The organism is Pseudomonas sp. NBRC 111132 (assembly GCF_001320565.1).
GTDB classification, from domain to species: Bacteria; Pseudomonadota; Gammaproteobacteria; order Pseudomonadales; family Pseudomonadaceae; genus Aquipseudomonas; species Aquipseudomonas putida_P.
In genome coordinates this window covers 13,609-38,236 of record NZ_BCBI01000061.1, presented here as the reverse complement: position 1 = coordinate 38,236, position 24,628 = coordinate 13,609, and the positions used below count along the sequence as shown (strand labels likewise).

Annotated in this window: 26 protein-coding genes; 12 read left to right on the top strand and 14 right to left on the bottom strand. The window is 63.2% G+C overall.

The annotated features are described in order from the left end of the window. Window positions 1–163: 163 nt before the first annotated feature. From APH35_RS23445 to APH35_RS23430, 4 genes are all read right to left on the bottom strand, one after another. A complete protein-coding gene (locus APH35_RS23445; protein WP_012270949.1) occupies window positions 164–808 on the bottom strand; it encodes a C40 family peptidase in 645 nt (214 codons plus the stop codon). Between the two features lie 127 nt (window positions 809–935). Further along, window positions 936–1,643: a DnaA regulatory inactivator Hda gene (gene hda, locus APH35_RS23440; protein WP_012270948.1), complete on the bottom strand. Its 708-nt coding sequence runs from the start codon at window positions 1,641–1,643 to the stop codon at window positions 936–938. Between the two features lie 181 nt (window positions 1,644–1,824). Further along, window positions 1,825–2,898: an AI-2E family transporter gene (locus APH35_RS23435; protein ID WP_012270947.1), complete on the bottom strand. Its 1,074-nt coding sequence runs from the start codon at window positions 2,896–2,898 to the stop codon at window positions 1,825–1,827. A 12-nt stretch (window positions 2,899–2,910) separates the two neighbouring features. Beyond that, window positions 2,911–3,978: a DUF2066 domain-containing protein gene (locus tag APH35_RS23430; protein WP_060515609.1), complete on the bottom strand. Its 1,068-nt coding sequence runs from the start codon at window positions 3,976–3,978 to the stop codon at window positions 2,911–2,913. A gap of 255 nt (window positions 3,979–4,233) precedes the next feature. Between APH35_RS23430 and purM the strand changes: the two genes are divergently transcribed. From purM to APH35_RS23410, 4 genes are all read left to right on the top strand, one after another. Beyond that, window positions 4,234–5,292, top strand: coding sequence for a phosphoribosylformylglycinamidine cyclo-ligase (purM, locus tag APH35_RS23425; protein WP_003252437.1), 1,059 nt, complete (start codon window positions 4,234–4,236; stop codon window positions 5,290–5,292). Next, entirely contained in the window at window positions 5,292–5,945 is a 654-nt protein-coding gene (gene purN / locus APH35_RS23420) for a phosphoribosylglycinamide formyltransferase (protein WP_012270945.1), read from the top strand. Before purM ends, purN begins: the two co-directional genes overlap by 1 nt. Before the next feature lie 8 nt (window positions 5,946–5,953). Continuing rightward, window positions 5,954–6,664, top strand: a complete 711-nt coding sequence (locus APH35_RS23415; protein ID WP_012270944.1) for a DUF3108 domain-containing protein — start codon at window positions 5,954–5,956, stop codon at window positions 6,662–6,664. A 199-nt stretch (window positions 6,665–6,863) separates the two neighbouring features. Continuing rightward, complete coding sequence (locus APH35_RS23410; RefSeq protein WP_012270943.1) at window positions 6,864–7,046, top strand: hypothetical protein; 183 nt, start codon at window positions 6,864–6,866, stop codon at window positions 7,044–7,046. A 46-nt stretch (window positions 7,047–7,092) separates the two neighbouring features. Here the strand turns inward: APH35_RS23410 and APH35_RS23405 are convergent, their stop codons facing one another. The 7 genes from APH35_RS23405 to APH35_RS23375 all read right to left on the bottom strand — a co-directional run bounded on the left by APH35_RS23405 (window position 7,093) and on the right by APH35_RS23375 (window position 15,407). After that, window positions 7,093–7,632, bottom strand: a complete 540-nt coding sequence (locus APH35_RS23405; protein ID WP_012270942.1) for a DUF2058 domain-containing protein — start codon at window positions 7,630–7,632, stop codon at window positions 7,093–7,095. Window positions 7,633–7,658: 26 nt separating this feature from the next. Beyond that, window positions 7,659–8,492, bottom strand: a complete 834-nt coding sequence (gene mazG / locus APH35_RS23400; protein ID WP_060494268.1) for a nucleoside triphosphate pyrophosphohydrolase — start codon at window positions 8,490–8,492, stop codon at window positions 7,659–7,661. A 62-nt stretch (window positions 8,493–8,554) separates the two neighbouring features. After that, window positions 8,555–10,795, bottom strand: a complete 2,241-nt coding sequence (relA, locus tag APH35_RS23395) for a GTP diphosphokinase (RefSeq protein WP_012270940.1) — start codon at window positions 10,793–10,795, stop codon at window positions 8,555–8,557. Between the two features lie 96 nt (window positions 10,796–10,891). Next, entirely contained in the window at window positions 10,892–12,250 is a 1,359-nt protein-coding gene (gene rlmD / locus APH35_RS23390; protein ID WP_060515608.1) for a 23S rRNA (uracil(1939)-C(5))-methyltransferase RlmD, read from the bottom strand. Beyond that, entirely contained in the window at window positions 12,251–13,150 is a 900-nt protein-coding gene (gene cysM, locus APH35_RS23385; protein ID WP_024717686.1) for a cysteine synthase CysM, read from the bottom strand. A 160-nt stretch (window positions 13,151–13,310) separates the two neighbouring features. Continuing rightward, window positions 13,311–14,684: a sensor histidine kinase gene (locus APH35_RS23380; protein WP_060515607.1), complete on the bottom strand. Its 1,374-nt coding sequence runs from the start codon at window positions 14,682–14,684 to the stop codon at window positions 13,311–13,313. Between the two features lie 3 nt (window positions 14,685–14,687). Further along, window positions 14,688–15,407 (bottom strand): response regulator transcription factor, encoded by a 720-nt coding sequence (locus APH35_RS23375; protein WP_041166406.1) that lies wholly within the window; start codon window positions 15,405–15,407, stop codon window positions 14,688–14,690. A gap of 194 nt (window positions 15,408–15,601) precedes the next feature. Here APH35_RS23375 and APH35_RS23370 point away from each other — a divergent pair, with 194 nt between their 5' ends. From APH35_RS23370 to APH35_RS23355, 4 genes are all read left to right on the top strand, one after another. Continuing rightward, a complete protein-coding gene (locus APH35_RS23370; protein WP_060515606.1) occupies window positions 15,602–18,355 on the top strand; it encodes a response regulator in 2,754 nt (917 codons plus the stop codon). Between the two features lie 61 nt (window positions 18,356–18,416). Next, window positions 18,417–19,406, top strand: a complete 990-nt coding sequence (locus APH35_RS23365; RefSeq protein ID WP_060515605.1) for a 2-hydroxyacid dehydrogenase — start codon at window positions 18,417–18,419, stop codon at window positions 19,404–19,406. Between the two features lie 31 nt (window positions 19,407–19,437). Next, entirely contained in the window at window positions 19,438–19,875 is a 438-nt protein-coding gene (locus APH35_RS23360) for a hypothetical protein (protein ID WP_012270933.1), read from the top strand. Continuing rightward, window positions 19,872–20,276, top strand: coding sequence for an META domain-containing protein (locus APH35_RS23355; protein ID WP_012270932.1), 405 nt, complete (start codon window positions 19,872–19,874; stop codon window positions 20,274–20,276). The genes APH35_RS23360 and APH35_RS23355 overlap by 4 nt, the downstream gene beginning before the upstream one ends. 34 nt (window positions 20,277–20,310) lie before the next feature. On the opposite strand, the gene APH35_RS23350 is transcribed toward APH35_RS23355, so the two are convergent. Next, the gene (locus tag APH35_RS23350) at window positions 20,311–20,775 is read right to left on the bottom strand and encodes a TlpA disulfide reductase family protein (protein WP_012270931.1); all 465 of its coding nucleotides are present in this window, start codon (window positions 20,773–20,775) and stop codon (window positions 20,311–20,313) included. Window positions 20,776–20,860: 85 nt separating this feature from the next. Here APH35_RS23350 and arsC point away from each other — a divergent pair, with 85 nt between their 5' ends. Genes arsC through APH35_RS23335 form a run of 3 tightly spaced genes read left to right on the top strand, consistent with a single transcriptional unit; the run spans window position 20,861 to window position 22,222 of the window. Further along, window positions 20,861–21,214 (top strand): arsenate reductase (glutaredoxin), encoded by a 354-nt coding sequence (gene arsC / locus APH35_RS23345; protein WP_041166405.1) that lies wholly within the window; start codon window positions 20,861–20,863, stop codon window positions 21,212–21,214. Further along, entirely contained in the window at window positions 21,211–21,816 is a 606-nt protein-coding gene (wrbA, locus tag APH35_RS23340; RefSeq protein WP_012270929.1) for an NAD(P)H:quinone oxidoreductase, read from the top strand. The genes arsC and wrbA overlap by 4 nt, the downstream gene beginning before the upstream one ends. Beyond that, window positions 21,809–22,222: a DUF2069 domain-containing protein gene (locus tag APH35_RS23335; protein WP_041166404.1), complete on the top strand. Its 414-nt coding sequence runs from the start codon at window positions 21,809–21,811 to the stop codon at window positions 22,220–22,222. Before wrbA ends, APH35_RS23335 begins: the two co-directional genes overlap by 8 nt. A 40-nt stretch (window positions 22,223–22,262) precedes the next feature. On the opposite strand, the gene APH35_RS23330 is transcribed toward APH35_RS23335, so the two are convergent. Beyond that, a complete protein-coding gene (locus APH35_RS23330; RefSeq protein WP_012270927.1) occupies window positions 22,263–22,934 on the bottom strand; it encodes a DNA-3-methyladenine glycosylase I in 672 nt (223 codons plus the stop codon). A gap of 4 nt (window positions 22,935–22,938) precedes the next feature. Continuing rightward, window positions 22,939–23,763 (bottom strand): tRNA 2-thiocytidine(32) synthetase TtcA, encoded by an 825-nt coding sequence (gene ttcA, locus APH35_RS23325; RefSeq protein WP_012270926.1) that lies wholly within the window; start codon window positions 23,761–23,763, stop codon window positions 22,939–22,941. Window positions 23,764–24,025: 262 nt separating this feature from the next. Between ttcA and APH35_RS23320 the strand changes: the two genes are divergently transcribed. Beyond that, window positions 24,026–24,625 (top strand): Yip1 family protein, encoded by a 600-nt coding sequence (locus tag APH35_RS23320; RefSeq protein ID WP_012270925.1) that lies wholly within the window; start codon window positions 24,026–24,028, stop codon window positions 24,623–24,625. Window positions 24,626–24,628: the final 3 nt, after the last annotated feature.

Below are 24,628 nucleotides of genomic sequence, written 5' to 3'. Positions count from 1 at the left end.
TGCGAAGCGCGCCATCTTTACCATGGCCAGAACATCCTGTCTGAGACCGCTGCGCCGCAGCCGAAAAGAGTTGAGAATTTAGATTAGACGCTTTCTGTAAATGCGCACGGCGGCGAGCTTTTTTCAAAGCATCGCCGCCGCGGCAGGGTACATCATTTTGCCATCAGTTGCGCGCGATGTTGGTCGGCGCCATGGCCAAGGCTCGCTTGGCTTCGATGAAGGTCTTGCTCCAGTAGCGGTCACCGAGGCTGTCGATGCGCACACCGCCGCTGCGGCGGCTGCTGGAGTGGATGAACTGGTTGTCACCCAAGTAGATGCCAGCATGGCTTACGCGACCGCGGCCATTGGTGCTGAAGAACAGCAGGTCACCTGGCTTGAGCTTGTTGCGGGCCACTTTCGGGGCATCGACATTGATCATTTCACGCGTGGAGCGCGGCAGGGTCATGCCCGCCTCTTCGCGGAACAGGTAGCCGATGAAGCCACTGCAGTCGAAGCCGGACTTTTCCGAGGTACCACCGAAGCGGTAGCGGGTGCCGATCAGCGACATGCCGCGCTCGAGAATGCTGTCAGCCAGCACCGGCAGCTGGTAAGGCTTGCTGCTGGAGAACGACTCCAGGTCATCTTCAGTGGCCAGCTCTTCCGGCTCGCCGAATACCGACGAGGACGAGGCTTTGGCCTTGATTGCCGATTGTGCGGCGATCGGGGTGTGATCCTGAGGCTCTGAATGAGACGCTGGGCCTTGGGCCGCGCAGCCAAAAAGCAGGGTCACGAGTGCGAGTGGCACGAGGGGTGCGAAGCGCTTCAGCATGGGCACGACCGTGTCTGTAATCCTTTAGAAGGGTGAAACTATGCCCTCTATCATGGCCATTTGCAAATTTTATCGAAAAAGATGTGACTTTTTTGTTTTGCCGCTCTGGCCCAGCGTTTTCAAGGGGTTACCAGCCCAGGGTTTCTTTCAGGAATGGGATGGTGAGCTTGCGTTGCGCCTGCAGCGAAGCCTGGTCGAGGCGTTCGAGCAGGTCGAACAGCGCACTCATGCTGCGCGCACCGCGGGTGAGGATGAAGTGACCGACTTCGTCGGTGAGGTGCAGACCACGGCGCGAAGCACGCAGTTGCAGGGCCCGCAGCTTGTCTTCGTCGGACAGGCCACGCATCTGGAATACCAGGGCCAGGGTCAGCCGCGACTTCAGGTCCGGCAGCTTCACCGGCAGTTCACGCGGTGATGCCGAGGCAGCCAGCAGCAAGCGCCGGCCACTGTCGCGCAGGCGGTTGAACAGGTGGAACATGGCTTCTTCCCAGTCAGCCTTGCCGGCGATCACGTGCAGATCGTCGATGCACACCAGTTCGTATTGGGCCAGGTAGTCGAGCAAACCTACGCCACGATCGAGCAGTTGCGCCAGTGGCAGGTAGACAGCGGGTTCGCCCCGTTGCTGGAAGCGATGGGTGGCGGCCTGCAACAGGTGGGAACGGCCAACACCCTGCTTGCCCCACAGGTAGATAAGGCTCTCGGTCCAGCCGGCGTCGGCTTCGCATAGCCGCTCGACGTAACCCAATGCCGCAGCATTGGCGCCCGGATAGTAGTTGATGAAGGTGGCGTCATCGCGCAGGCGCACACCCAGGGGCAACTGGATCGGTGGTTTCATGCTCGCGGGCGGTCTACAGGACCGCAGGGGGCCTTTGGTGAACAATGTGCAAAGTCTATACCTGCAACGCGGGGCGCACAATCTCGGCTGCAGATAGCGCAAGCAAAATCAACAAGTTGCACTACTTTCAACCGTTGCAGAGGCTGCCATGTACCGGGCGGGCAGCACGGCAGCCCCACCGTTACAAGTCAGGATCGATATCTCCCGCGTACATGTCCGACTCCTTGTACAGGTCATGCATATGCCGCAGCAACACCATGATCACCGCCGCCACCGGCAAGGCCAGCAGCACCCCGGTAAAGCCGAACAGCTCACCACCGGCCAGGATGGCGAAGATAACGGCTACCGGGTGCAGGCCAATGCGGTCCCCCACCAGTAGCGGGGTCAGCACCATGCCCTCCAGCGCCTGCCCGACCATGAACACCGCAACGATGCCCAGCATCGGGTACAGGTCGCCGCCGAACTGGAACAGGCCAGCCACCAGCGCGGCACCAATGCCAATGATGAAGCCCATGTACGGCACGATGGCAGCAAGGCCGGCGAGCATGCCGATCAGTAGGCCCAGTTCGAGCCCCACCAGCATAAGCCCGGCCGAATAGATGATGCCCAGGGCCAGCATTACCATCAGTTGCCCGCGCACGAATGCCCCCAGCACTTCATGACACTCGCCCGCCAGGCCCATCACTTGCGGCTCACGCTGGCGCGGCAGCAGGCCGCGCAGCTTGCCCATCATCAGGTCCCAATCGCGCAGCAGATAGAAGCCCACTACCGGGATCAGCACCATATTGGCCAGCCAGGCCATCAACGCCAGGCTCGAAGCGGTCGCGTGGGACAACAACATGCCAACGATATCGGTGGTCTGGCCCATGTGCGCACCGATGGCGGCCTTGATCTTGTCGAACTTCCAGAAGCCATCGGCCAGGCCCAGACGGCTCTGCGCCCAAGGCAGCGCCACCTGTTCGAGCCAGTCGAGCATCTGCGGCGCCAACTCGTACAGACGCACCAACTGCTTGGCAAGCATCGGCACCAGCACCAGCAGCAAGGCCAGCAGCACCAGGGTGAACAGGCCGAACACCACCACCACGCCCCAAGTGCGCGACAGGCCCAGGCGTTCGAGGCGATCGACCAGAGGGTCGGCCAGGTAGGCCAGCAGAATGCCGACCAGGAACGGGGTAAGAATATTGTGCAGGCTATAAAGCAGCACAGCGATAAGCAGGGCGGCACCCAGCCAGATCCAGCGACGCATGTCGGTCACGGTGTGCTCCCCTTACCAGCGAAAACGCAGGCCGTCGAACGGCTTGGGCGCAGGCTGCGCGGGCGCGGGCTGCCCGGCGACGGCATCGGCGGCTGGCGCTGGCGTAGCAGGCACTACCGGCGCCTGCTCTGCCGGCATTTCCTGCAGCTTGGCCAGGCCAAGCTGGGCGCGCAGCTGCTCACGATTGCCAGTCACCCCGTAGGTCAGGGTAGTGCCTTCGGCCATTTGCAAACGAGGGCCATACGGTTCCAGTACACGGGCCAGCTCGGCGTAGCGCTGCAGGTTCATGCCCTGCACTTGCACTTGCATTTGGCTGCTGGCGCCCGGCCGGGTGACGTAGCGCGGCGCCAGGCGGCTGCTTACCGCCAGCATCACCGCATCGGCAAGAGCTGCCTGGTCCGCGCCCTCGGCACTCCCCTGCTCACGCTGGTCGCCCAGCCACAGCCGCCACTTAGCCTGCCACTTGCCGTCGGCCTCCTGGGCATGTACCGCCAGCAATGCATCGGCGCCATAGCGTTCTGAGGCTTCGCGCAGCGGCGCCGGATCGCTGCCTTCGATCTGCTTGGCGTTGGCGACCAGTTGCTCCTGCAGGTCGCCCAGCGGCAAGCGCAGCGGCAGGCCACGGTGCTGGGCGGCGCGACGCAGGGGCTGGGCAGTCGCCTGGCCATCACCGACCAGGTTGCTGCCTTCGACGCTGTCGTTCAGCCACCACCCCAGGATCGAGGGCCGGTTACTGCCCCACAGGGCCAGGCCAGCCTTGCGCAAAGCACGCTCGGTGCTGCCGGGGTCGAACTCGACCACCACCGACTCGGGCGGGCCGGCTTCGCTGCCCACTTGATTGATGATTTGCTGTGGGTCCTTACGCAGCTCGGCCAATGCCGGGCTTTGTACGGCCTTTGGATCGCCGGTCAGGCGTAGCACCAGCGTGTCGAGGGCGTTGACGGTGGCTGCTGTACGGGCTTCGGCACCCTGCCCGGTCACCGGCTCGCGTACCTGATAAAGGCCTGAGACATTTTCAGCCACGGCTGTGGCCGAGATCAGCGCCAGGCAACCGGCTGCCAGAATATTGAACAAACGCATGGAGGATTCCTGTCCAGTCGAGCATGAAGCTCGCTACTTGCAGCTTATACACATGCAACCGCATCAACCACCCTCGGCCCTTTTTCAACAATTTACCGCCCTGCCCGTCGGCCTGAGGATGGCCGCTGCCCGGCAACCCTGATAAAATCGCGCGCCTTCACAGACCACTGACGTTTCAGGCAGCCGCCGCTTACCCGCCGGCCTTGGCCGTCATGGTCGTTTTTAAGAATCCCTCCCTCCTAAAGGCCTGGATCAATGAGCAAGCAACCCTCCCTGAGCTACAAGGACGCCGGTGTAGACATCGACGCCGGCGAAGCACTGGTCGAACGCATCAAGGGCGTGGCAAAACGCACCGCACGCCCTGAAGTCATGGGTGGCCTGGGTGGCTTCGGCGCCCTTTGCGAGATCCCGGCTGGCTACAAGCAGCCGGTGCTGGTCTCCGGCACCGACGGCGTCGGCACCAAGCTGCGCCTGGCATTGAACCTGAACAAGCACGACAGCATCGGCCAGGACCTGGTCGCCATGTGCGTCAACGACCTGGTGGTATGCGGCGCCGAGCCGCTGTTCTTCCTGGACTACTACGCCACTGGCAAGCTGAACGTTGACGTGGCTGCCACCGTGGTCACCGGCATTGGCGCCGGTTGCGAACTGGCCGGCTGCTCGCTGGTCGGTGGTGAAACCGCCGAAATGCCTGGCATGTACGAAGGCGAAGACTACGACCTGGCCGGTTTCTGCGTCGGCGTGGTGGAAAAGGCCGAAATCATCGATGGCTCCAAAGTTGCCACTGGCGACGCGCTGATCGCTCTGCCGTCCTCGGGCCCGCACTCCAACGGCTACTCGCTGATCCGCAAGATCCTCGAAGTGTCGGCTACCGACATCGAAAACACCCAGCTGGACGGCAAGCCGCTGACCGACCTGCTGATGGCGCCGACCCGCATCTACGTCAAGCCGCTGCTGCAACTGATCAAGAACACTGGCGCAGTCAAGGCCATGGCCCACATCACCGGTGGCGGCCTGTTGGACAACATCCCGCGCGTGCTGCCGAAAAACGCCCAGGCCGTGGTTGACGTGGCCAGCTGGCAGCGCCCTGCGGTATTCGACTTCCTGCAGGAAAAAGGCAACGTCGACGAGCACGAAATGCACCGTGTGCTGAACTGCGGCGTGGGCATGGTCATCTGCGTCGCCCAGGACCAGGTCGAAGCGGCCCTGAACGAACTGCGCGCCGCCGGTGAACAGCCATGGGTGATCGGCCACATCGCCGAAGCCGCCGAAGGCGCCGCCCAGGTCGAGCTGCAGAACCTCAAGGCACACTGATGCCGAGCAAGACCTGCAATGTAGTGGTACTGCTGTCGGGCTCCGGCAGCAACCTGCAAGCCCTGATCGACAGCTGCCAAGGCCAGGACAGCCCGGTGCGCATCCGTGCGGTGGTTTCCAACCGCGCCGATGCCTACGGCCTGCAACGCGCCACGGCAGCGGGCATCGAAGGTGCCGTGCTTGACCACACCCAGTTCGACGGCCGTGAAGCTTTCGATGCTGCCTTGATGGCGCGCATCGACGGCTTTGCCCCGGACCTGGTGGTGCTGGCCGGCTTCATGCGCATCCTCAGCGGCGGCTTCGTGCGCCACTATCAGGGCCGCCTGCTCAACATCCACCCGTCGTTGCTGCCCAAGTACAAGGGCCTGCATACCCACCGCCGGGCGCTGGAAGCAGGCGACGCCGAGCATGGCTGCAGCGTACACTTCGTGACTGAGGAACTCGATGGCGGCCCACTGGTCGTACAGGCTGTGGTACCGGTGGCGTCTGACGACACCGTCGAAAGCCTGGCCCAACGGGTACACCGTCAGGAACACCTGATCTACCCGCTGGCGGTGCGCTGGTTCGCTGAAGGGCGCTTGCGTCTTGGCGAACAGGGCGCATTACTGGACGGCCAGCCACTGGCGGCCAGCGGTCACTTGATTCGATCCTAGGAGAATTTATGCGTCGCGCCCTGCTCTTGGCTCTCGCCGTGCTCGCCCTGCCCCTCCAGGCAGCTGATCTGAAGCCCTTCTCGGCCAGCTACACCGCCGACTGGAAGCAGCTGCCCATGAGCGGTACCGCCGAGCGCAGCCTGGTCAAAAATGCCAACGGTACCTGGGACCTTAATTTCAAGGCCTCCATGATGATCGCCAGCCTGACCGAGCAAAGCACCCTGCGCCTGGAAAACGACACCCTACTGCCGCAGAAGTATCACTTCGAGCGCGGCGGCCTGGGCAAGGCCAAGAAGGTCGACCTGAACTTCGACTGGAGCGCCAAGAAGGTCACCGGCAGCGACCGTGGCGATGCCGTGAGCCTGCCGCTGAACCGCGGCGTGCTGGACAAGTCGTCCTACCAGCTGGCCCTGCAGCATGACGTGGCCGCCGGCAAGAAGAGCATGACTTACCAGGTGGTTGACGGTGACGAGATCGACACCTACGACTTCCGCGTGCTGGGCACCGAAAAGGTCACAACCAAGACCGGCCAGGTCGATGCGGTCAAGGTCGAGCGTGTGCGTGATCCAAGCCAGAGCAAGCGCATCACCGAGCTGTGGTTCGCCAAGAACTGGGACTACCTGCTGGTGCAACTGCGCCAGGTAGAAACCGATGGCAAGGAATATGTGATCGTGCTGCAAGATGGCACGGTGGATGGCAAGTCGGTGAAGGGTAACTGAGCCAGCGCCGCCTGCTGTACCCGAAGCCCCGCCCAGTGCGGGGCTTTTTCATGCCCGGCCGAAAGCAACCCTTGTGGGAGCGCTCTGGCTTTCATGAAACTTGTTTCATGCCCGTTTTATTTACTTAGCCTGCTAACAAACTCTATAAAGAGGGTGTGCGACACACTGTCGCAGCCATCTGAAGAAGTGGAGTTTACCGATGACTGTCCAAGTAACCGAACGCGACGAATCGAAAATGTCCCACGAAGGCCTGGCCGCTGGCGTGCGGATCTGGGATGTGCACCAACAAGGCCAGCTGGTGGGCATGTTCCATAATGAGCATGAAGCACACCAATACCGTGTAGAGCTGGAAGACCTGGAAAACCAGCGCACCACGCAATGACCCAGTCTTCAAATGGAAAACCCCGCCAAGGCGGGGTTTTTCGTTTTTACCACATCAGATCATCAGGGATCTTGTAGGCCGCGTACGGGTCATCTTCGTCCGCTTCCTCGACATGGGTATTGAGCAACAGGATACGGCTTGGGTCGCGCTCCTGGATTTTCACCGCCGCCTCACGAGGAATGATCTCGTAACCGCCGGCATGGGCGACCACGGCAAGCGCGCCGTTGCTCAGCTTGGTTCGCATCAAGGCGTTGACCGCAATACGCTTGACCTTCTTGTCGTCGACGAAGTTGTAGTAGTCCTCAGTGTTCAGCTTGGGCAGGCGGGTGGCTTCGATCAGTTGCTTGACCTGCGCGGCACGGGCCTTCTGCTCGGCCTTTTCCTGCTGCTGGCGATTCAGCTCCTGGTCGCGCTTGACCTTTTCGGCCATGGCTTCCTTGGCTATGCGCTGCTGGCTGTCGTCGACTTCGACCTGGCCTTTGTGCTCCATGCGCTTCTGTTTCTTTTCAGCTTTGTTGGTCTGCGAGACCTGTTTCTGGTTGACCAGACCGGCTTTGAGCAATTGGTCGCGAAGGGAAAGGCTCATGAATGTTCACTCACTTATGCAACAGCTCAGCCGCAGCTGGGCAGGTTCTTTTCCTGACGTTTGGCCTCACCCCAAAGGGCGTCCAGCTCGTCAAGGTTACAATCTTCAATGGGGCGGCCACTGTCGCGCAATGCCTGTTCGATAAAACGGAAGCGTCGCTCGAACTTGCGATTGGCGCGGCGCAGGGCGTTTTCCGGGTCGTGCTTGAGGTGGCGAGCCAGGTTGACCGCGGCGAACAGCAAGTCACCCACTTCATCTTCCAGGGCATCGGCATCGCCATCAGCCATGGCCTGCAGCACCTCATCCAGCTCTTCACGGACTTTGTCCAGCACCGGCAATGCCGCCGGCCAATCGAAACCGACCGTGGCCGCGCGTTTTTGCAGTTTGGCTGCCCGCGACAGCGCCGGCAAGGCTGCCGGCACGTCGTCGAGCAGCGACAGCTGTTCGGGCTGGGCTTTTTCCGCGCGCTCTTCGGCCTTGATTTCTTCCCAACGCGACTTGACCTGGGCCTCGCTCAAGCTGGGGGTATCCACCGGCGCGTACAGCTCGCCAGTGGGGAATACATGCGGGTGGCGGCGGATGAGCTTGCGGGTGATGCTGTCGACCACGCCCTCGAACTCAAAACGCCCCTCCTCCCGGGCCAGCTGGCTGTAATAGACCACCTGGAACAGCAAGTCGCCCAGCTCACCTTGCAGGTGCTCGAAATCGCCTCGCTCGATGGTGTCAGCGACCTCGTAGGCTTCTTCGATGGTGTGCGGGACAATACTCGCGTAGTTCTGCTTCAGGTCCCATGGGCAGCCGTACTGCGGGTCGCGCAGACGGGCCATGAGGTGCAGCAGGTCTTCGAGGGTGTAGGTCATGTAAACAGGTCCTTCGGCGGTGGCTTCTTCGCGGGCGAACCCGCGAAGCAGGCGACGCAGTCTCAAGGGGTACGATTACGCCGCGTCTCGATGATGTTCGGCAGCTGCGAGATCCGCCCCAGCAGGCGACCCAGCGCGTCCAGGCCTGGAATCTCGATGGTCAGCGACATCAGCGCGGTGTTGTCTTCCTTGTTCGAGCGGGTGTTCACCGCCAATACGTTGATCTTTTCGTTCAACAGCACCTGCGACACGTCGCGCAGCAGGCCCGGGCGGTCGTAGGCACGGATGACGATGTCGACCGGGTAGGTCTGCACCGGGATCGGCCCCCAGCTCACCTGGATCATGCGCTCCGGCTCCTTGCCTGCCAGTTGCAGCACCGAGGCGCAGTCCTGGCGGTGAATGCTCACGCCACGGCCCTGGGTGATGTAGCCGACGATGGCATCGCCCGGCAGCGGCTGGCAGCAACCAGCCATCTGCGTCAGCAGGTTGCCGACACCCTGGATCTGGATGTCGCCACGCTTGCCGGTACGAGGCCCGGTTGGCTTGCGCGGCACCAGCTCGATCTGCTCGATGCGCTCGGGCTCCAGCAACTGCTGGGCGGCATTGACCAGGTGCGCCAGGCGCAGGTCGCCAGCACCGAGCGAGGCGAACATGTCCTCGGCGGTCTTGACGTTGGTCTTCTCGGCCAGGCGTTCGAAGTCCACTTGCGGCAGGCCCAGGCGGCTGAGCTCGCGCTCGAGCAAGGTCTTGCCGGCAGCGACGTTCTGGTCGCGCGCCTGCAGCTTGAACCAGTGGACGATCTTGGCCCGCGCTCGCGAGGTGGTGACGTAGCCCAGGTTGGAGTTCAACCAGTCACGGCTGGGGTTGCCATGCTTGCTGGTGATGATCTCCACCTGCTCGCCGGTTTGCAGGCTGTAGTTCAGCGGCACGATACGGCCGTTGATCTTCGCGCCCCGGCAGTTGTGGCCGATCTCGGTATGCACGCGGTAGGCGAAGTCCAGTGGCGTGGCGCCCTTGGGGAGATCGATGGCGTGGCCGTCGGGGGTGAACACATAGACCCGGTCGGGCTCGATGTCGACCCGCAACTGCTCGGCCAGGCCACCGATGTCGCCCAGCTCTTCATGCCATTCCAGCACCTGACGCAGCCAGGAGATCTTCTCTTCATAGTGGTTGGAGCTGGGCTTGACGTCGGTGCCCTTGTAGCGCCAGTGGGCGCACACCCCAAGCTCGGCTTCTTCGTGCATGCCGTGGGTACGGATCTGCACCTCCAGCACCTTGCCCTCGGGGCCGATTACCGCTGTGTGCAGCGAGCGGTAGCCGTTCTCCTTGGGGTTGGCGATGTAGTCGTCGAACTCCTTGGGAATGTGCCGCCACAAGGTATGCACGATACCCAACGCGGTGTAGCAGTCGCGAATTTCCGGCACCAGCACGCGTACTGCACGCACGTCGTAGATCTGGCTGAATTCCAGGCCTTTGCGCTGCATCTTGCGCCAGATCGAATAGATATGTTTCGCCCGGCCGCTGATGTCGGCGTTCACACCGGTGGCCAGCAGCTCGTTCTGCAGTTGGTTCATCACGTCGCTGATGAAGCGCTCGCGGTCCAACCGGCGCTCGTGCAACAGCTTGGCGATCTGCTTGTACTGGTCGGGTTCGAGGTAGCGGAAGGACAGGTCTTCCAGCTCCCACTTGATGTGGCCGATACCCAGGCGGTGCGCAAGCGGTGCATAGATGTCGAACACCTCACGCGCGACGCGCAGGCGTTTTTCGTCGTCGGCGGCCTTGACCGCACGGATTGCGCAGGTGCGTTCGGCCAGCTTGATCAATGCCACCCGCACGTCGTCGACCATGGCCACGAGCATCTTGCGCAGGTTCTCGACCTGCGCCTGCGAGCCCAGTACCAGCGACTGGCGTGGGCTGAGGCTGGCACTGATGGCGGCCATGCGCAGCACGCCGTCGATCAGCTTGGACACGACCGGGCCAAAACGCTGGCTGACTTCGGCCAGGGTAACTTTGCCCTCGCGCACCGAGCGGTAGATGACCGCTGCCACCAGGGAATCCTGGTCGAGCTTGAGATCGGCGAGAATTTCGGCGATTTCCAGGCCCGCCTGGAAGCTCGACGTACCGTCCGCCCAGGAATGCTTGGCCGGGTTGCCCTTTTTCTCTACTTCATGAGCAAACTCGCAGGCTTCTTTCAGCGCTGCGCGATCCAGTGCCGAATCGACGCTTACCACATGGTCCAACCATGCTTCGAGATTGATACTGCCGTCAGTGTTGACCGGCTGGTGCACTCTCACCTGTACCATCTTTGTTATACCTTTCCATACAGCGCACCACGCGGGTGCGCTGGCGATCACCGTGCGGCCGCCATTCCATGGCAACCGCACCAAGGGGCCAGTCAGCTAGCCCGCTTCGAATAACGCCATGGCCTCGACATGCGCCGTCTGAGGAAACATGTCGAGAATCCCGGCCCTTTTTAACCGGTACCCCTGACCGACCAGCACCTGGGCGTCTCGCGCCAGCGTGGCCGGGTTGCACGATACATAGACCAGCCTGCTGGCCTTGAGGCGGGCGATGCCTTGCACCACCTCGAAAGCACCGTCGCGCGGTGGATCCAAGAGTACCGCAGAAAAGCCCTCGGCGGCCCATCCGGTGCCTGCCAAAGGCTGCGATAAATCGGCCTGAAAAAACCGTGCGTTATGCACATTGTTGTTCCGGGCATTGGCTGCTGCCCGATCGACCATGGCCTGCACACCTTCTACTGCCACCACCTCGCGCGCCTGGCGGGCCAGCGGCAGGGCGAAGTTGCCCAGGCCACAGAACAGGTCCAGCACGCGCTCGTCGGCCTGTGGTGCGAGCCAGGCCAAGGCCTGCTCGATCATGGCCGTGTTGACCTGGGCATTCACTTGCACGAAGTCGCCAGGGCGCCAGGCCAGTTCCAGCTGCCAGGGCGCCAGGGCAAAGCCCAGTTGCGCGGCCGGGTCCACGGGTGCCGGCTCACCTTCGCCTTGCAACCACAGCTGGGCATTGGCCTGCTCGCAGAACGCCTGCAGCCTGGCCAGGTCCTCGGCCGGTAGCGGCGCCACGTGGCGCACCAGCACCGCCTCGGCAGTGCCGCTGAATAGCTCCACATGGCCTAGCGCCTGCGGTTTGTTCAACGAGCGCAGCACCGTCGGCAAGTGACGCAGAATCGACTGCAAGGGCTGTACCAGCACAGCGCAATCATCGATGGCAATGATGTCCTGGCTGGCTTCGGCACGGAAGCCTACCTCCAGTTGACGCGCCTTGATGTCCCAGCGTACGGCCACGCGAGCCCGGCGCCGGTAGCCGAATTCCGGCCCGCTCAAGGGGGCGGCCCATTCCTCGGGCTGCACGCCGGCTACCCGCTGCAGTTGCTCAGCCAGGGTGCGCTGCTTGAGCGCCAGCTGCGCTTGGTGCGGCAGATGCTGCAGGTTGCAGCCACCACAGCGGTCGTAGTAGCGGCACGGCGCCTCACGGCGCTCGGGGCTTGCCTGCAGCAAACGCTCGAGGCGGGCCTCGACCACTTTGCCACGGGCATTGAGCACGCGCGCCTCCACGGCCTCGCCGGCCAGGGCGCCACTGACGAACCAAGTGCGCCCGTCGTGGAACGCGATGCCACGGCCGTCACCGGCCAGGCGCTCGATGTCCAGGCGTTGTTTCTTGCCTACGGGAATCTGGGCGCTGCGGTTGCCGCCGGTCGGCTGGAAGCGCAGGCCACTGTTGGTTTTTTTCTTGGACATTTAGCTCGGGTCAAACAGGCCGGTGGACAGGTAACGGTCGCCACGGTCGCAGATGATCGCGACCATCACGGCATTTTCCACTTCGCGGGACAGGCGCAGCATGGCAGCGACCGCACCACCGGAGGACACACCGCAGAAAATGCCCTCTTCACGGGCAAGGCGACGGGTGGTGTCTTCGGCTTCCTGCTGCGACATGTCGACCACACGGTCGACGCGGGTGGCGTCGAAGATCTTTGGCAGGTACTCCTCGGGCCAGCGGCGGATACCTGGAATGGCCGAGCCTTCCATCGGTTGCAGGCCGATGATCTGCACCGCCGGGTTTTGCTCCTTGAGGTACTGCGAGCAGCCCATGATGGTGCCGGTGGTGCCCATGGAGCTGACGAAATGGGTAATGCTGCCCTGGGTCTGCTGCCAGATCTCGGGCCCGGTGCTGTTGTAGTGGGCAATTGGGTTGTCGCCGTTGGCGAACTGATCGAGCACCAGGCCACGACCTTCGGCCTGCAGCTTCTCGGCCAGGTCGCGGGCGCCTTCCATGCCCTCCTCCTTGGTCACCAGGATCAGCTCGGCGCCATAGGCGGTCATGGCGGCCTTGCGCTCGGCAGTGGAGTTGTCGGGCATGATCAGGATCATCTTGTAGCCCTTGATCGCCGCCGCCATCGCCAGGGCGATGCCGGTGTTACCGGATGTGGCTTCGATCAGGGTGTCGCCAGGCTTGATCTGCCCACGCAGTTCAGCGCGGGTGATCATCGACAGCGCCGGGCGATCCTTCACCGAGCCGGCAGGATTGTTACCTTCGAGCTTGAGCAGGAGGGTGTTGCTGGTTTCACCAGCAATGCGCTGCAGGCGAACCAGGGGCGTATTGCCGACGCAATCGGCGATGGTTGGGTACTGCAAGGTCATGGCGTATTTCACAATCCGGACGGCAGGGGCGCCTATCATACCGGCAAACCCTCCGTGGCCATATCACGCAATCTGTGGTGCATATAGCTACAAGCTATAAGCTGCGACCTGTGCCAGCCTTTTCGCGGGTAAACCCGCGCCCACAGGGATTGGGCTGCCTTCAGGTGAAATGTGGTACCCGCGACGAGGCCGATGCATTTGACGGCAAACGCATCCACAGCCGCAACCCATGCTTGCCATTCTGCGCCCACAAGGTCCCACCCTGGCGCTGGATGGCGCTGCGGGCAATGCTCAGCCCCAGGCCAAAACCACCATCCCCCGGGCGCGAGCCATCCAGCCGCGAGAACGGCGCGAAGATCCGCTCCAGGTCTTCTTCGGCCACCCCGCCGCCCTCATCCTCCAGCCACAACCACCAATAGCTACCCTCACGCTGCCCGCCCAACCGCACGACACCCTCGGCCGGTGAATGGCGGATGGCATTGCGCAGCATGTTCTCCAGCGCCTGGGCCAGGTGGTTGAGGTTGCCCTGCACCCAGCAGTCGGCCGGCACTTCGCAGCGCAAGCGGGCAGGCGACCAGCCGCTTTCATAGCAGGCATTCTCAGCCAGCAGCTCCCAAAGCGCGTGCACTTCGATCGGTTCCAGGTTCATCGGCGCACGTTCGGCGTCCTGCCAGGCCAACTGCAGGGTGCCCTCCACCAGCTGCTGCATGCAGTCCACCTCACGGGTCAGGCGCTCGCGCAGGCGTTGCAGGTCGGTTTCGCCGTCGCAAGCGACCCGCAACCGGCTCAGCGGCGTGCGCATTTCGTGGGACAAGTCGCGCAGCAACTGCTGCTGCATGGCCACCGTGCCCTGTAGCCGCTCGGCCATCTGGTCGAAGGCACGGGCCAGCTCGCCCAGCTCGTCGTGCCGGGCGATGGTGCGCGAGTCCAGGCGTGCCGACAGCTGATCGGCGCGCCAGGCATTGGCCTGCTCGCGCAGCTGGTTCAGCGGCACGATCAACATCCGGTACAGGCCCACGCACAGCAACAAGGTGAACAGACCGGGGATGATGCCGTTGGTGACAATGCGCCACAGCAAGCGGTACTGGTCCGGGTTGAACCGCTGTGGCAGCTCGATCACCAGCATGCCCTGCTCCGGCGCCCCCGGGAAGGGTATGCGCACCCACGGCTGGTCGACGCTGCGCCGGCTCATCGGCCAGTCGACACCGCGCAGGCGGGTCAGCCGCTGCATGATCTGCGGGTTGAGGGTAGCGCTGTCGAGCGGCCGCAGGTTGATGTCGAGCACGCCCACCCAGCCCCGTTCACGCTGATGCATCGCCGCCACCCACTGGTCCAGCCCCGCCCGCCCACCGCTGCGCCAGGCCTGTTCAGCCTCGCCGGCGTAGCCCCGCAATGCCTGCCGGGCCGGCTCCGATAGGAAGGCATTCTGGGTTTCCATGTGCCGGCCCCAGGTGTAACTGAGGCCGATCATCAGCAGGCAGAAACCCACCAGCAAAATGGCGAGTTTCCAGAACAGCGAGTGGCGATCCAGCATGGCTCACTCCGCCTCGCTGGCGCTGAGCACATAACCCTTGCCCCACACGGTGCGTATCTGTCGTTCGTGGTAGCCGATACCCTTGAGCTTGCGACGGATCTGGCTGACGTGCATGTCCAGGCTGCGGTCATGCCGCGAATAGCCGCGCTGCAACACCTGCTGGTACAGAAACGGTTTGCTCAGGACCTCTTCGAGGTTGCGGTTAAGGATGTCCAACAACCGGAACTCGCTGGGGGTCAAGCCTGCCAGATGGCCATCCAGGCGCACATCGCATAGCCCCTCATCGAACTCCAGCTCACCGCAGCCAGCCTGCTCCAATGGAGCTTGATAGCGCCGCTCAAGGGCCACGCGGCGCAGAATCGCCTCGATGCGCACCTGCAACTCGGCCATGCTGAACGGCTTGGGCAGGTAATCGTCGGCCCCTCGCTGAAAGCCGCTGATACGGTCGGCCTCGGCCCCCAGCGCCGACATCAGGATCACCGGTGTGGCGCTACGCTTGCGCAATTGCGCCAGGGCATCCAGGCCATTGAGCCCCGGCAGCAGGATGTCCATGAGCACCACATCGAAGATTTGGCGACCCGCTGTTTCCAAACCCTCCAGGCCATTACGGCACCAGGTGACCTGAAAACCACCCCGTTGCAGCTCTTCGTGCAGATAGGCACCCAGGACCGGGTCGTCCTCGATGGCGAGGATATTGGAGTTGTGAATAGCTACAGGATTCATTGGCAACTGCCATGCATTCTCAATTGCGCAATTATTGAGCATCCACCGCCTGCCAGGCAACCGCCCTGCGACCAATGCCCCGGCAATGCTGCAAATCAGCTACTGAAAGAGGTGCAATGGTGCGGCAGGCGGAGTAACTTCGCGGCTTGACCGTCACCACCTGACGGCTACCAGGCACATCACAGGAGGCGAGTGTGCTCGATCGTTTGGGAATTCGCAGCCGGGTACTGCTGCTGGCACTGCTGCCGGCCGGCTTGATGGCCCTGGTGCTGGGCAGTTACTTCACCTGGCTGCAACAGAACGACCTGCGCACCCAGTTGCTGCAGCGCGGCAAGATGATCGCCGAACAACTGGCGCCACTGGCAGCACCTGCCATGGCCCGGCTTGCGCCTGCGCAACTGGAACGCATTGCCGCACAAACCCTGGAGCAGGCCGATGTGCGCGCCGTCGCCTTCCTGGCCCCGGACCGCACGCGCCTGGCCCACGCCGGCCCGAGCATGCTCAACCTGCCACCCAGCGGCGGGACCGGCACGCAACTGCTGCAGCGCAGTGGCAATGACGCCACCCGCTACCTGATGCCGGTGTTCGGCCACCACCGCGACCTGGCCACCGATGCCGTGCCGGCCGAAGCCGAGCGCCTGCTGGGCTGGGTAGAGATCGAGCTGTCGCACGACGGCACGCTGCTGCGCGGCTACCGCAACCTGTTCACCAGCCTGTTGCTGATCTTCGCCTGCCTGGTCCTCAGCGGCCTGCTGGCGCTGCGCATGAGCCGCACCATCAACGACCCCATCGAACGCATCAAGCACGCGGTCAACCAGCTCAAGGACGGCCACCTCGAAGAACGCCTGCCGGCCATGGGCAGCCATGAGCTGGACGAGCTGGCTCGCGGTATCAACCGCATGGCCGAAACCCTGCAAAACGCCCACGAAGAACTGCAGCACAGCATCGATCAGGCCACCGAGGACGTGCGCCAGAACCTGGAAACCATCGAAATCCAGAACATCGAGCTGGATATGGCGCGCAAGGAAGCCCTTGAAGCCAGCCGTATCAAGTCGGAATTCCTGGCCAACATGAGCCACGAGATCCGTACCCCGCTCAACGGCATCCTCGGCTTCACCCACTTGCTGCAAAAAAGCGAGATGACGCCGCGCCAGCTGGACTACTTGAGCACCATCGAGAAGTCCGCCGACAACCTGCTGGGGATCATCAACGAGATCCTCGACTTCTCCAAGATCGAGGCCGGCAAGCTGGTGCTCGACAGCATTCCGTTCAACCTGCGCGACCTGATCCAGGACACCCTGACCATCCTTGCCCCGGCCGCCCACGCCAAGCAGTTGGAATTGCTCAGCCTGATCTACCGCGACACGCCGTCCTCGCTGATCGGCGACCCGTTGCGGCTCAAGCAGATCCTCACCAACCTGGTCAGCAACGCCATCAAGTTCACCCGCGAAGGCACGATCGTGGTGCGCGCCATGCTCGACGACGAGCACGAAGACCACGCGCAACTGCGCATCAGTGTGCAGGACACCGGCATCGGCCTGTCGCCGCAGGATGTGCGCACACTGTTCCAGGCCTTCAGCCAGGCCGACAACTCGCTGGCCCGGCAGCCGGGTGGCACTGGCCTGGGGCTGGTGATTTCCAAGCGCCTGATCGAGCAGATGGGCGGCGAAATCGGTGTCGACAGCACTCCGGGTGAAGGTTCGCAGTTCTGGATCAGCCTCAACCTGCCCAAGGCTCACGACGATGTCGAGGAGCTTCCGCTGCAGCCACTACTGGGCCGCCGCGCAGCCATTGTCGATGGCCACGAACTGGCGCGCCAGGCGCTGGAGCACCAGCTGGAAGATTGCGGCCTCAGCGTGAGCCTGTTCGCCTCCTACGACCAATTGCTGCATGGGGTGCAGGCCGCCAGCCAAGCCGGCCTGCCGTTCGAGTTCGCCGTGCTCGGGGCCAACCTGGGCAACTTGTCGCCCGAGCAACTGGGCCACTATCACCAGCAGCTTGAGCGTTACCATTGCCAATGCGTGGTGCTGTGCCCGACCACCGAGCAGGCGCTGTACCACCCGTACCTGCCCAACGGCCATGGCCAGTTGCTGTCCAAGCCCACCTGCACCCGCAAGCTGCGGCGCCTATTGCTGGAGCTGGTGCAGCCGCGTCGACCGCTGGCCGAGGTAAACAACGTCAACGGCCAGCGCCAGCCGAAAATACTCTGCGTCGACGACAATGCCGCCAACCTGCTGCTGGTGCAGACCCTGCTCGAAGACCTGGGTGCCGAGGTGCTGGCCGTCGACAATGGTTATGCTGCGGTACAGGCCGTGCAGGATGAGCCGTTCGACCTGGTGCTGATGGACGTGCAGATGCCTGGCATGGACGGCCGCGCCTGCACCGAACAGATCCGCCTGTGGGAAAACACCCAAAGCGGCAACCCGCTGCCGATCGTCGCCCTCACGGCCCATGCCATGGCCAACGAAAAGCGCGCGTTGCTGCACGGCGGCATGGATGACTACCTGACCAAACCGATCAGCGAACGGCAACTGGCCCAGGTGGTGATGAAATGGACCGGCCTGAGCCTCGGTGCACCGCACCAGGCGCAGGCCGAGCTGCCGGCCAACGGCGATGAACTGAAGGTGCTCGACCCGGAAGAGGGCCTGCGCCTGGCCGCTGGCAAGGCAGACCTGGCGGCCGACATGCTGAGCATGCTGCTGGCCTCGCTGGATGCCGACCGCGAAGCCATACGCGCTGCCCGCGAGGCCGATGACCGCGAAGGGCTGATCGAGCAGGTGCACCGCCTGAACGGCGCCTCGCGCTATTGCGGCGTGCCGCAGTTGCGGGCAGCGTGCCAGCGCAGCGAGACGTTGTTGAAGCAGGACAATCCGCAGTCGCAGCAGGCCCTGGATGAACTGGACAGTGCGATCGGCCGGCTGGCTGCGCAGGCGCGGCTGAGCGCCTGAGTGCCTGGCTTGATACAGGCAACCACCACCCCAAGACATGCACCACAAAGGAATCCCCACCATGCGCGCCCTGTTGTTCAGCAGCCAGCACTACGACCAGGAAAGCTTCACCGAGGCTGCCAACGGCACGTCGCTGGAGCTGCATTTCCAGCCCGCCCGCCTGACCCTGGACACCGCCGCACTGGCCGATGGTTATGAGGTAGTGTGCGCCTTCATCAATGACGAACTCGACGCCACGGTGCTGCAGCGCCTGGCCGCAGGTGGCACACGGCTGATCGCCCTGCGCTCGGCCGGCTACAACCACGTAGACCTGGCTGCCGCCCAGCGCCTGGGCCTGGCCGTGGTACGCGTGCCGGCCTACTCGCCACACGCCGTGGCCGAGCACGCCGTGGCGCTGATCCTGGCGCTCAACCGGCGCCTGCACAGAGCCTACAACCGTACCCGCGAAGGTGACTTCACCCTGCACGGGCTAACCGGCTTCGACCTGCACGGCAAAACCGTGGGCGTGGTCGGCACCGGCCAGATCGGCGCCGCCTTCGCCCGCATCATGGCCGGGTTCGGTTGCCAATTGCTGGCCTACGACCCCTACCCCAACCCAGAGCTGCTGGCCCTTGGCGCGCGTTACCTGCCCCTGCCCGAGCTGCTGCGCGAAGCCCGCATCATCAGCCTGCACTGCCCGCTGACCGAACACACCCGCCACCTGATCAATGCGCAAAGCCTGGCCCAGTTGCAGCCCGGCGCCATGCTGGTCAACACCGGTCGCGGCGCGCTGGTAGATACCCCTGCGCTGATTGACGCGCTGAAAAGCGGCCAGCTTGGCTACCTGGGCCTGGACGTCTACGAAGAAGAAGCCCAGCTGTTCTTCGAGGACCGCTCCGACCTGCCACTGCAGGACGATGTGCTGGCCCGCCTGCTGACCTTCCCCAACGTGATCATCACCGCCCACCAGGCCTTCCTCACCCGCGAGGCGCTGGATGCCATTGCCCAGACCACACTGGACAACATCAACCGCTGGGCGGCAGGCAATCCACAGAATCTGGTGATGGGTTAGTGCTAGGATACGCGGCATTTCTGGAGGACCCATGGTCGAGCACGATTTCCGCTACACCCTTTTCAACCCGCAACACACCCTGATCGAGTGCCGGGCCTTGGTGCCGGGCCGCTACCAGGTCACTGGCAACGGCGGCTCGATGCACAAAGGCGACACCCTGCTGGTCACCCTGAAGGGCAGCAAGGACTTGTCCATGCGCCTGACCGTGGAGAGCGTACGCCACCTGATCAACCCACGCGGCCAATGGGTTGCCGTGGCTACTGGCCCGGTGTTCAACGAGCTGGAAATCCTCACCTGGCAGGTCGAGTGCGACAACTGCGACGCCGTGCTGGACTTCGAGTTCGCGGTAGATGCCAAACTGGGCAAGAAAGCCCGCCAGCCTGCCGCCAGCGCGCGCATTGCCGAGCTGGGCTGGGTCAGCCGTGGCGAAAAACACCTGTGCCCCCATTGCCAGGAGAGCGCCGCGTGAAAAACCTGCTGACCGGCGCGCTGATTGCCACCGGCCTGCTCGGCTGCGCCGCCGAACCGTCCAAGCTGCAGCAGGAGCGCAGCTATGTGTTGGAGTGGATTGGCGAACGACCACTGATGGACTACAGCCACCTGACCCTGACCCTGGCCAGCGACGGCCGTGCCTACGGCAACGGCGGCTGCAACCACTGGTTTGCACCGTACACGCTCGATGGCGAGCACCTGAGCTTCGGCAAGGTCGGCAAGACCCGCAAGCTGTGCGCACCGGCGCTGATGGAGCAAGAAAAGCGCTTCCTGCAGGCGCTGGAAACGGTAGAGCGTTGGGACGTATCGCCGGTGGAGCAGATGCGCTTCTGGCCGGCCGAGGGCAAGCCGCTGCGCTTCTGGCCTGAAGAAGGCTGATAATCAATGGGGCCGCTTTGCGGCCCCAACTGCATCAGGCGCCTTTCAGCGCCTTGATCTTGGCTTGCAGCCCTTCCAGCGTCTGCTCGCCCAGCAACTGCTCACGCACCTTGCCCTTGTCATCGATGATGTAGGTCACCGGCAGCGCCTCGCTGCGCGGCAGGTCATAGCGCTCGGCCGGGTCCTGGGCCAGCACGGTGAAACCGATACCCAGGGTTTCAGCGGCCTGCTTCAAGTCCTGCCCCTGCAAACCATCGAAGTTCACCCCCACCACCTTGATGCCATCAGCCGCCCACTGCTTGGCCGCTGCGTTCAGTTCCGGGATCTCGGTACGGCACGGCCCGCACCATTCAGCCCAGTAATTGAGCACCAGCCAGTGCCCTTCGATCTGTTCGGCCTTAACCGTATTACCGTGTTGGTCCACGCCATAATCGGCACCGCAACCACCGAGCAACAGGCTCGCGGTGATGGCCAGTACTGCTGCCAGACGCCTTGCCATGGGTCAATCCTTCTCGAGTTTTAAAGCAAATTGGTCAGTCGCTGCGGTTAGAATAGCCGCCACACCCAGCTGGATGCGACCCGACATGACTGACCTCACGCTCTATCATAACCCGCGCTGCTCGAAATCCCGCGGCGCGCTGGAACTGCTCGAAGCCCGCGGCCTGGCACCGACCATCGTGCGCTACCTCGAAACCCCGCCCGACGCAGCCACCCTCAAGGCCCTGCTCGGCAAGCTGGGCATCGCCCCACGCCAATTGCTGCGTACCGGCGAGGACGAATACAAAGCGCTCAACCTGGCCGACCCGGCACTGACCGACGCGCAACTGATCGAAGCCATGGCCCAGCACCCCAAGCTGATCGAACGGCCGATTCTGGTCGCCGGTGACAAGGCCGTGGTCGGTCGCCCACCGGAAAAAGTGCTGGAGATCCTGCCGTGAGCGTGCCCTACATCCTGGTGCTGTATTACAGCCGCCATGGTTCCACCAGCGAAATGGCCCGGCACATCGCTCGCGGCATCGAGCTGGCCGGCATGGAGGCACGCTTGCGCACGGTGCCGGCGATTTCCACCGAATGCGAAGCGGTGGCCCCGGATATCCCAACCAGTGGCGCGCTGTACGCCACCCTCGACGACCTGCGCCATTGCGCCGGCCTTGTACTGGGCAGCCCGACCCGCTTCGGCAACATGGCGGCGCCGCTGAAGTACTTCCTGGATGGCACCAGCAGCCTGTGGCTGGGCGGTGAGCTGGTCGGCAAGCCAGCGGGCGTGTTCACCTCCACCGCCAGCCTGCACGGCGGCCAGGAAACCACCCTGCTGTCGATGATGCTGCCACTGATGCACCACGGCATGCTGGTAATGGGGCTGCCCTACAGCGAGTCGGCGCTGCTCGAAACCCGTGGTGGCGGCACCCCTTACGGCGCCAGCCACCACGCCGGTGCCGATGGCAAACGTGAACTCGACCAACACGAGATTGCCCTGTGCCGCGCCTTGGGCCAACGCCTGGCGACCACGGCCAAGGCCCTGGAGGCCGCGCGTGGCTAAAAAGCCCAAGGTGTTGCCGCCGCTGGAATGGCTGGCACCTCGCCTGCGCCTGACGCGGGCGTTGAGCCTGGCGTTCTTCTTCGGCCTGATCGCCCTGCTGGTGGTGAACAACCTGTGGTTCGCCAACCTGCATGGTGCGCGGGTCGAGGTGATCCTGGCGATCGAACTGGTGCCGTTGCTGTTGCTGCTGCCAGGCATGCTGACAGGCAGCGCCCGGGCACATGCCTGGACCTGCTTCGTGGTGAATATCTATTTCATCAAGGGCGTGCTGGCGGCATTCGACCCGGCGCGAGCGGTATTTGGCTGGGTTGAAGTGCTGGTGAGCCTGGGGCTGTTCATTGCCGGGCTGCTCTATGTGCGCTGGAAGTTCCAGCATGAGCGGCGCCTGGCGGGCGAAGGCAGTTAGACGCTTCGCGGGCTTGCCCGCGAAGAAACCAACACACCCGTCAATGGTTGACGGTATGCGCCAGCATCACCGACAACTGGCACAGCGGCCGACCGCTCTCTGCGTGCCACTGGTTGAATGCCTGCTGCACCAAGGCCAGGTCACGCTGGCTGGTCGGTTGCTTGTCTATCACCTTCTGCGCGATCAACGCCGCCGCCATGTCATCGGTAGGGATGAAGGTGTCCTTGCCAACCATGCGCAGAAAACGCGGCGCCGACAACCCGCCCAACTGGTTGCCATGCTTGGCCAGGTACTTCCACAAGCCGACGATATCGGTCACCGGCCAGTCGGCGATGAACGCGCCGAAACTGCCCTTTTCCTTGGCCACGTCGAGAATCATCTGCGCATTGCGCGGCACGCTCTTGAGCTTGCCCAGGTGGCGGATGATGCGCTCGTCATGCATCAGCCGCTCCAGGTGCTCGGCGCCCATCAGCACTACCTTTTCCGGGTCGAAGCCGAAGAACACCTGCTCGAACGCCGGCCACTTGGCATCTACCAGGCTGTGCTTGAGCCCGGCGCGGAACACGCGCAAAGCCAGGGTCGACAGGTAGCGGTCGTCACTGATGTCGCGCAATTGCGCCGGGGTGCGCGGCTGCGGCAGAAAGGCCTCCAAGGCCTGGGCCGAGCCAAAGCGGTTCAGGCAGTACTCGTGCAGCCACTGGTAATCGCGCATAGGCTCAGATGTTCAGCACATCGAGAAAACGCGGGGTGGCGTTTTCGTCGATCTTCAGGCTGGTGAAATCGAACAGGTTGCGGTCGGCCAGTTGCGATGGCGCCACGTTCTGTAGCGCCCGGAAGATACTCTCGGTACGGCCCGGGTGCTTGCGCTCCCACTCCACCAGCATGTCCTTGACCACCTGGCGCTGCAGGTTTTCCTGCGAGCCGCACAGGTTGCACGGGATGATCGGGAATTCCTTCATGTCCGAGTAAGCCTGGATGTCCTTCTCGCTGCAGTAGGCCAGCGGCCGGATCACCACGTTGCGGCCGTCGTCGGCGCGCAGCTTCGGCGGCATGCCCTTGAGCGCGCCGTTGAAGAACATGTTGAGGAAGAAGGTTTCGACGATGTCGTCGCGGTGGTGCCCCAACGCCATCTTGGTCGCGCCGATTTCGTCGGCGAAGGTGTACAGGGTGCCACGGCGCAGGCGCGAACACAGCGAGCAGGTGGTCTTGCCCTCGGGCACCAGCTCCTTGACTACCGAGTAGGTATCCTTCTCGACGATGTGGTACTCGACGCCCAGCTCCTTGAGGTAGGCCGGCAGCACATGCTCGGGGAAGCCCGGCTGCTTCTGGTCCATGTTCACCGCGACGATCTCGAACTTGATCGGCGCCACCTTCTGCAGGTGCAACAGAACGTCGAGCATGGTGTAGCTGTCCTTGCCGCCGGACAGGCAGACCATGACCTTGTCGCCATCCTCGATCATGTTGTAGTCGGTGATGGCTTCGCCGGCGAGACGACGCAGGCGTTTTTGCAGTTTGTTCTGGTTGACCGAGAGGGTGCCCATAGCGCTTGGATCCGCGAGGTGTGACAAAAGCCGGCTATTTTACGCACAAACGCGGCATCGCTGTAGGCATTCCGATAAAGACTTCAATGTAATCAACAGCACGCCTTACAGCGCAATTTGCTCTAAAAAGCACGGTTTGTGCCGGTAACCGCTTCCTATACTGCGACATAAGGCCACATTACCGCTTGCATCGGTGTTCGGGCCTCGGGCCGCTTGCGCTCCATCTGGGGGGCGTTTGGCAACATTGAGAGGAGTGATCGGCATGATTCATCACGTTGTGGGGCTGTTTACCCATCCCGATCAGGAATGGCGGGAAATTCGTGGCGAAGAAGAAACCATCAGCCACATGTACCTGACGCACACCCTGATCCTGGCGGCAATCCCTGCCATTTCAGCCTTTATTGGCACAACCCAGGTGGGCTGGGTGATCGGCGACCGGCCGGCAGTGATGCTGACCATGGAAAGCGCCATCTGGATGAGCATCATGTCGTACCTGGCCATGCTCGCCGGGGTGGCGGTAATGGGCGCGTTCATCCATTGGATGGCTCGCACCTACGACGCCAACCCCTCCATGGCGCAGTGCATCGCCTTTGCCACCTACACTGCCACCCCCTTGTTCATCGGTGGCCTCGCGGCACTGTACCCGCACCTGTGGCTGGGCATGCTGATCGGCACTGCCGCCATCTGCTACACGGTGTATTTGCTGTATGTCGGCTTGCCGACGTTCATGAACATACCGTCCGACGAAGGCTTCCTGTTCTCCAGCTCGGTGCTGGCGGTGGGCCTTGTGGTATTGGTGGCGATCATGGCCGCCACGGTGATTATCTGGGGACTGGGCGTGGGGCCCGTCTACACCAACTAGAAC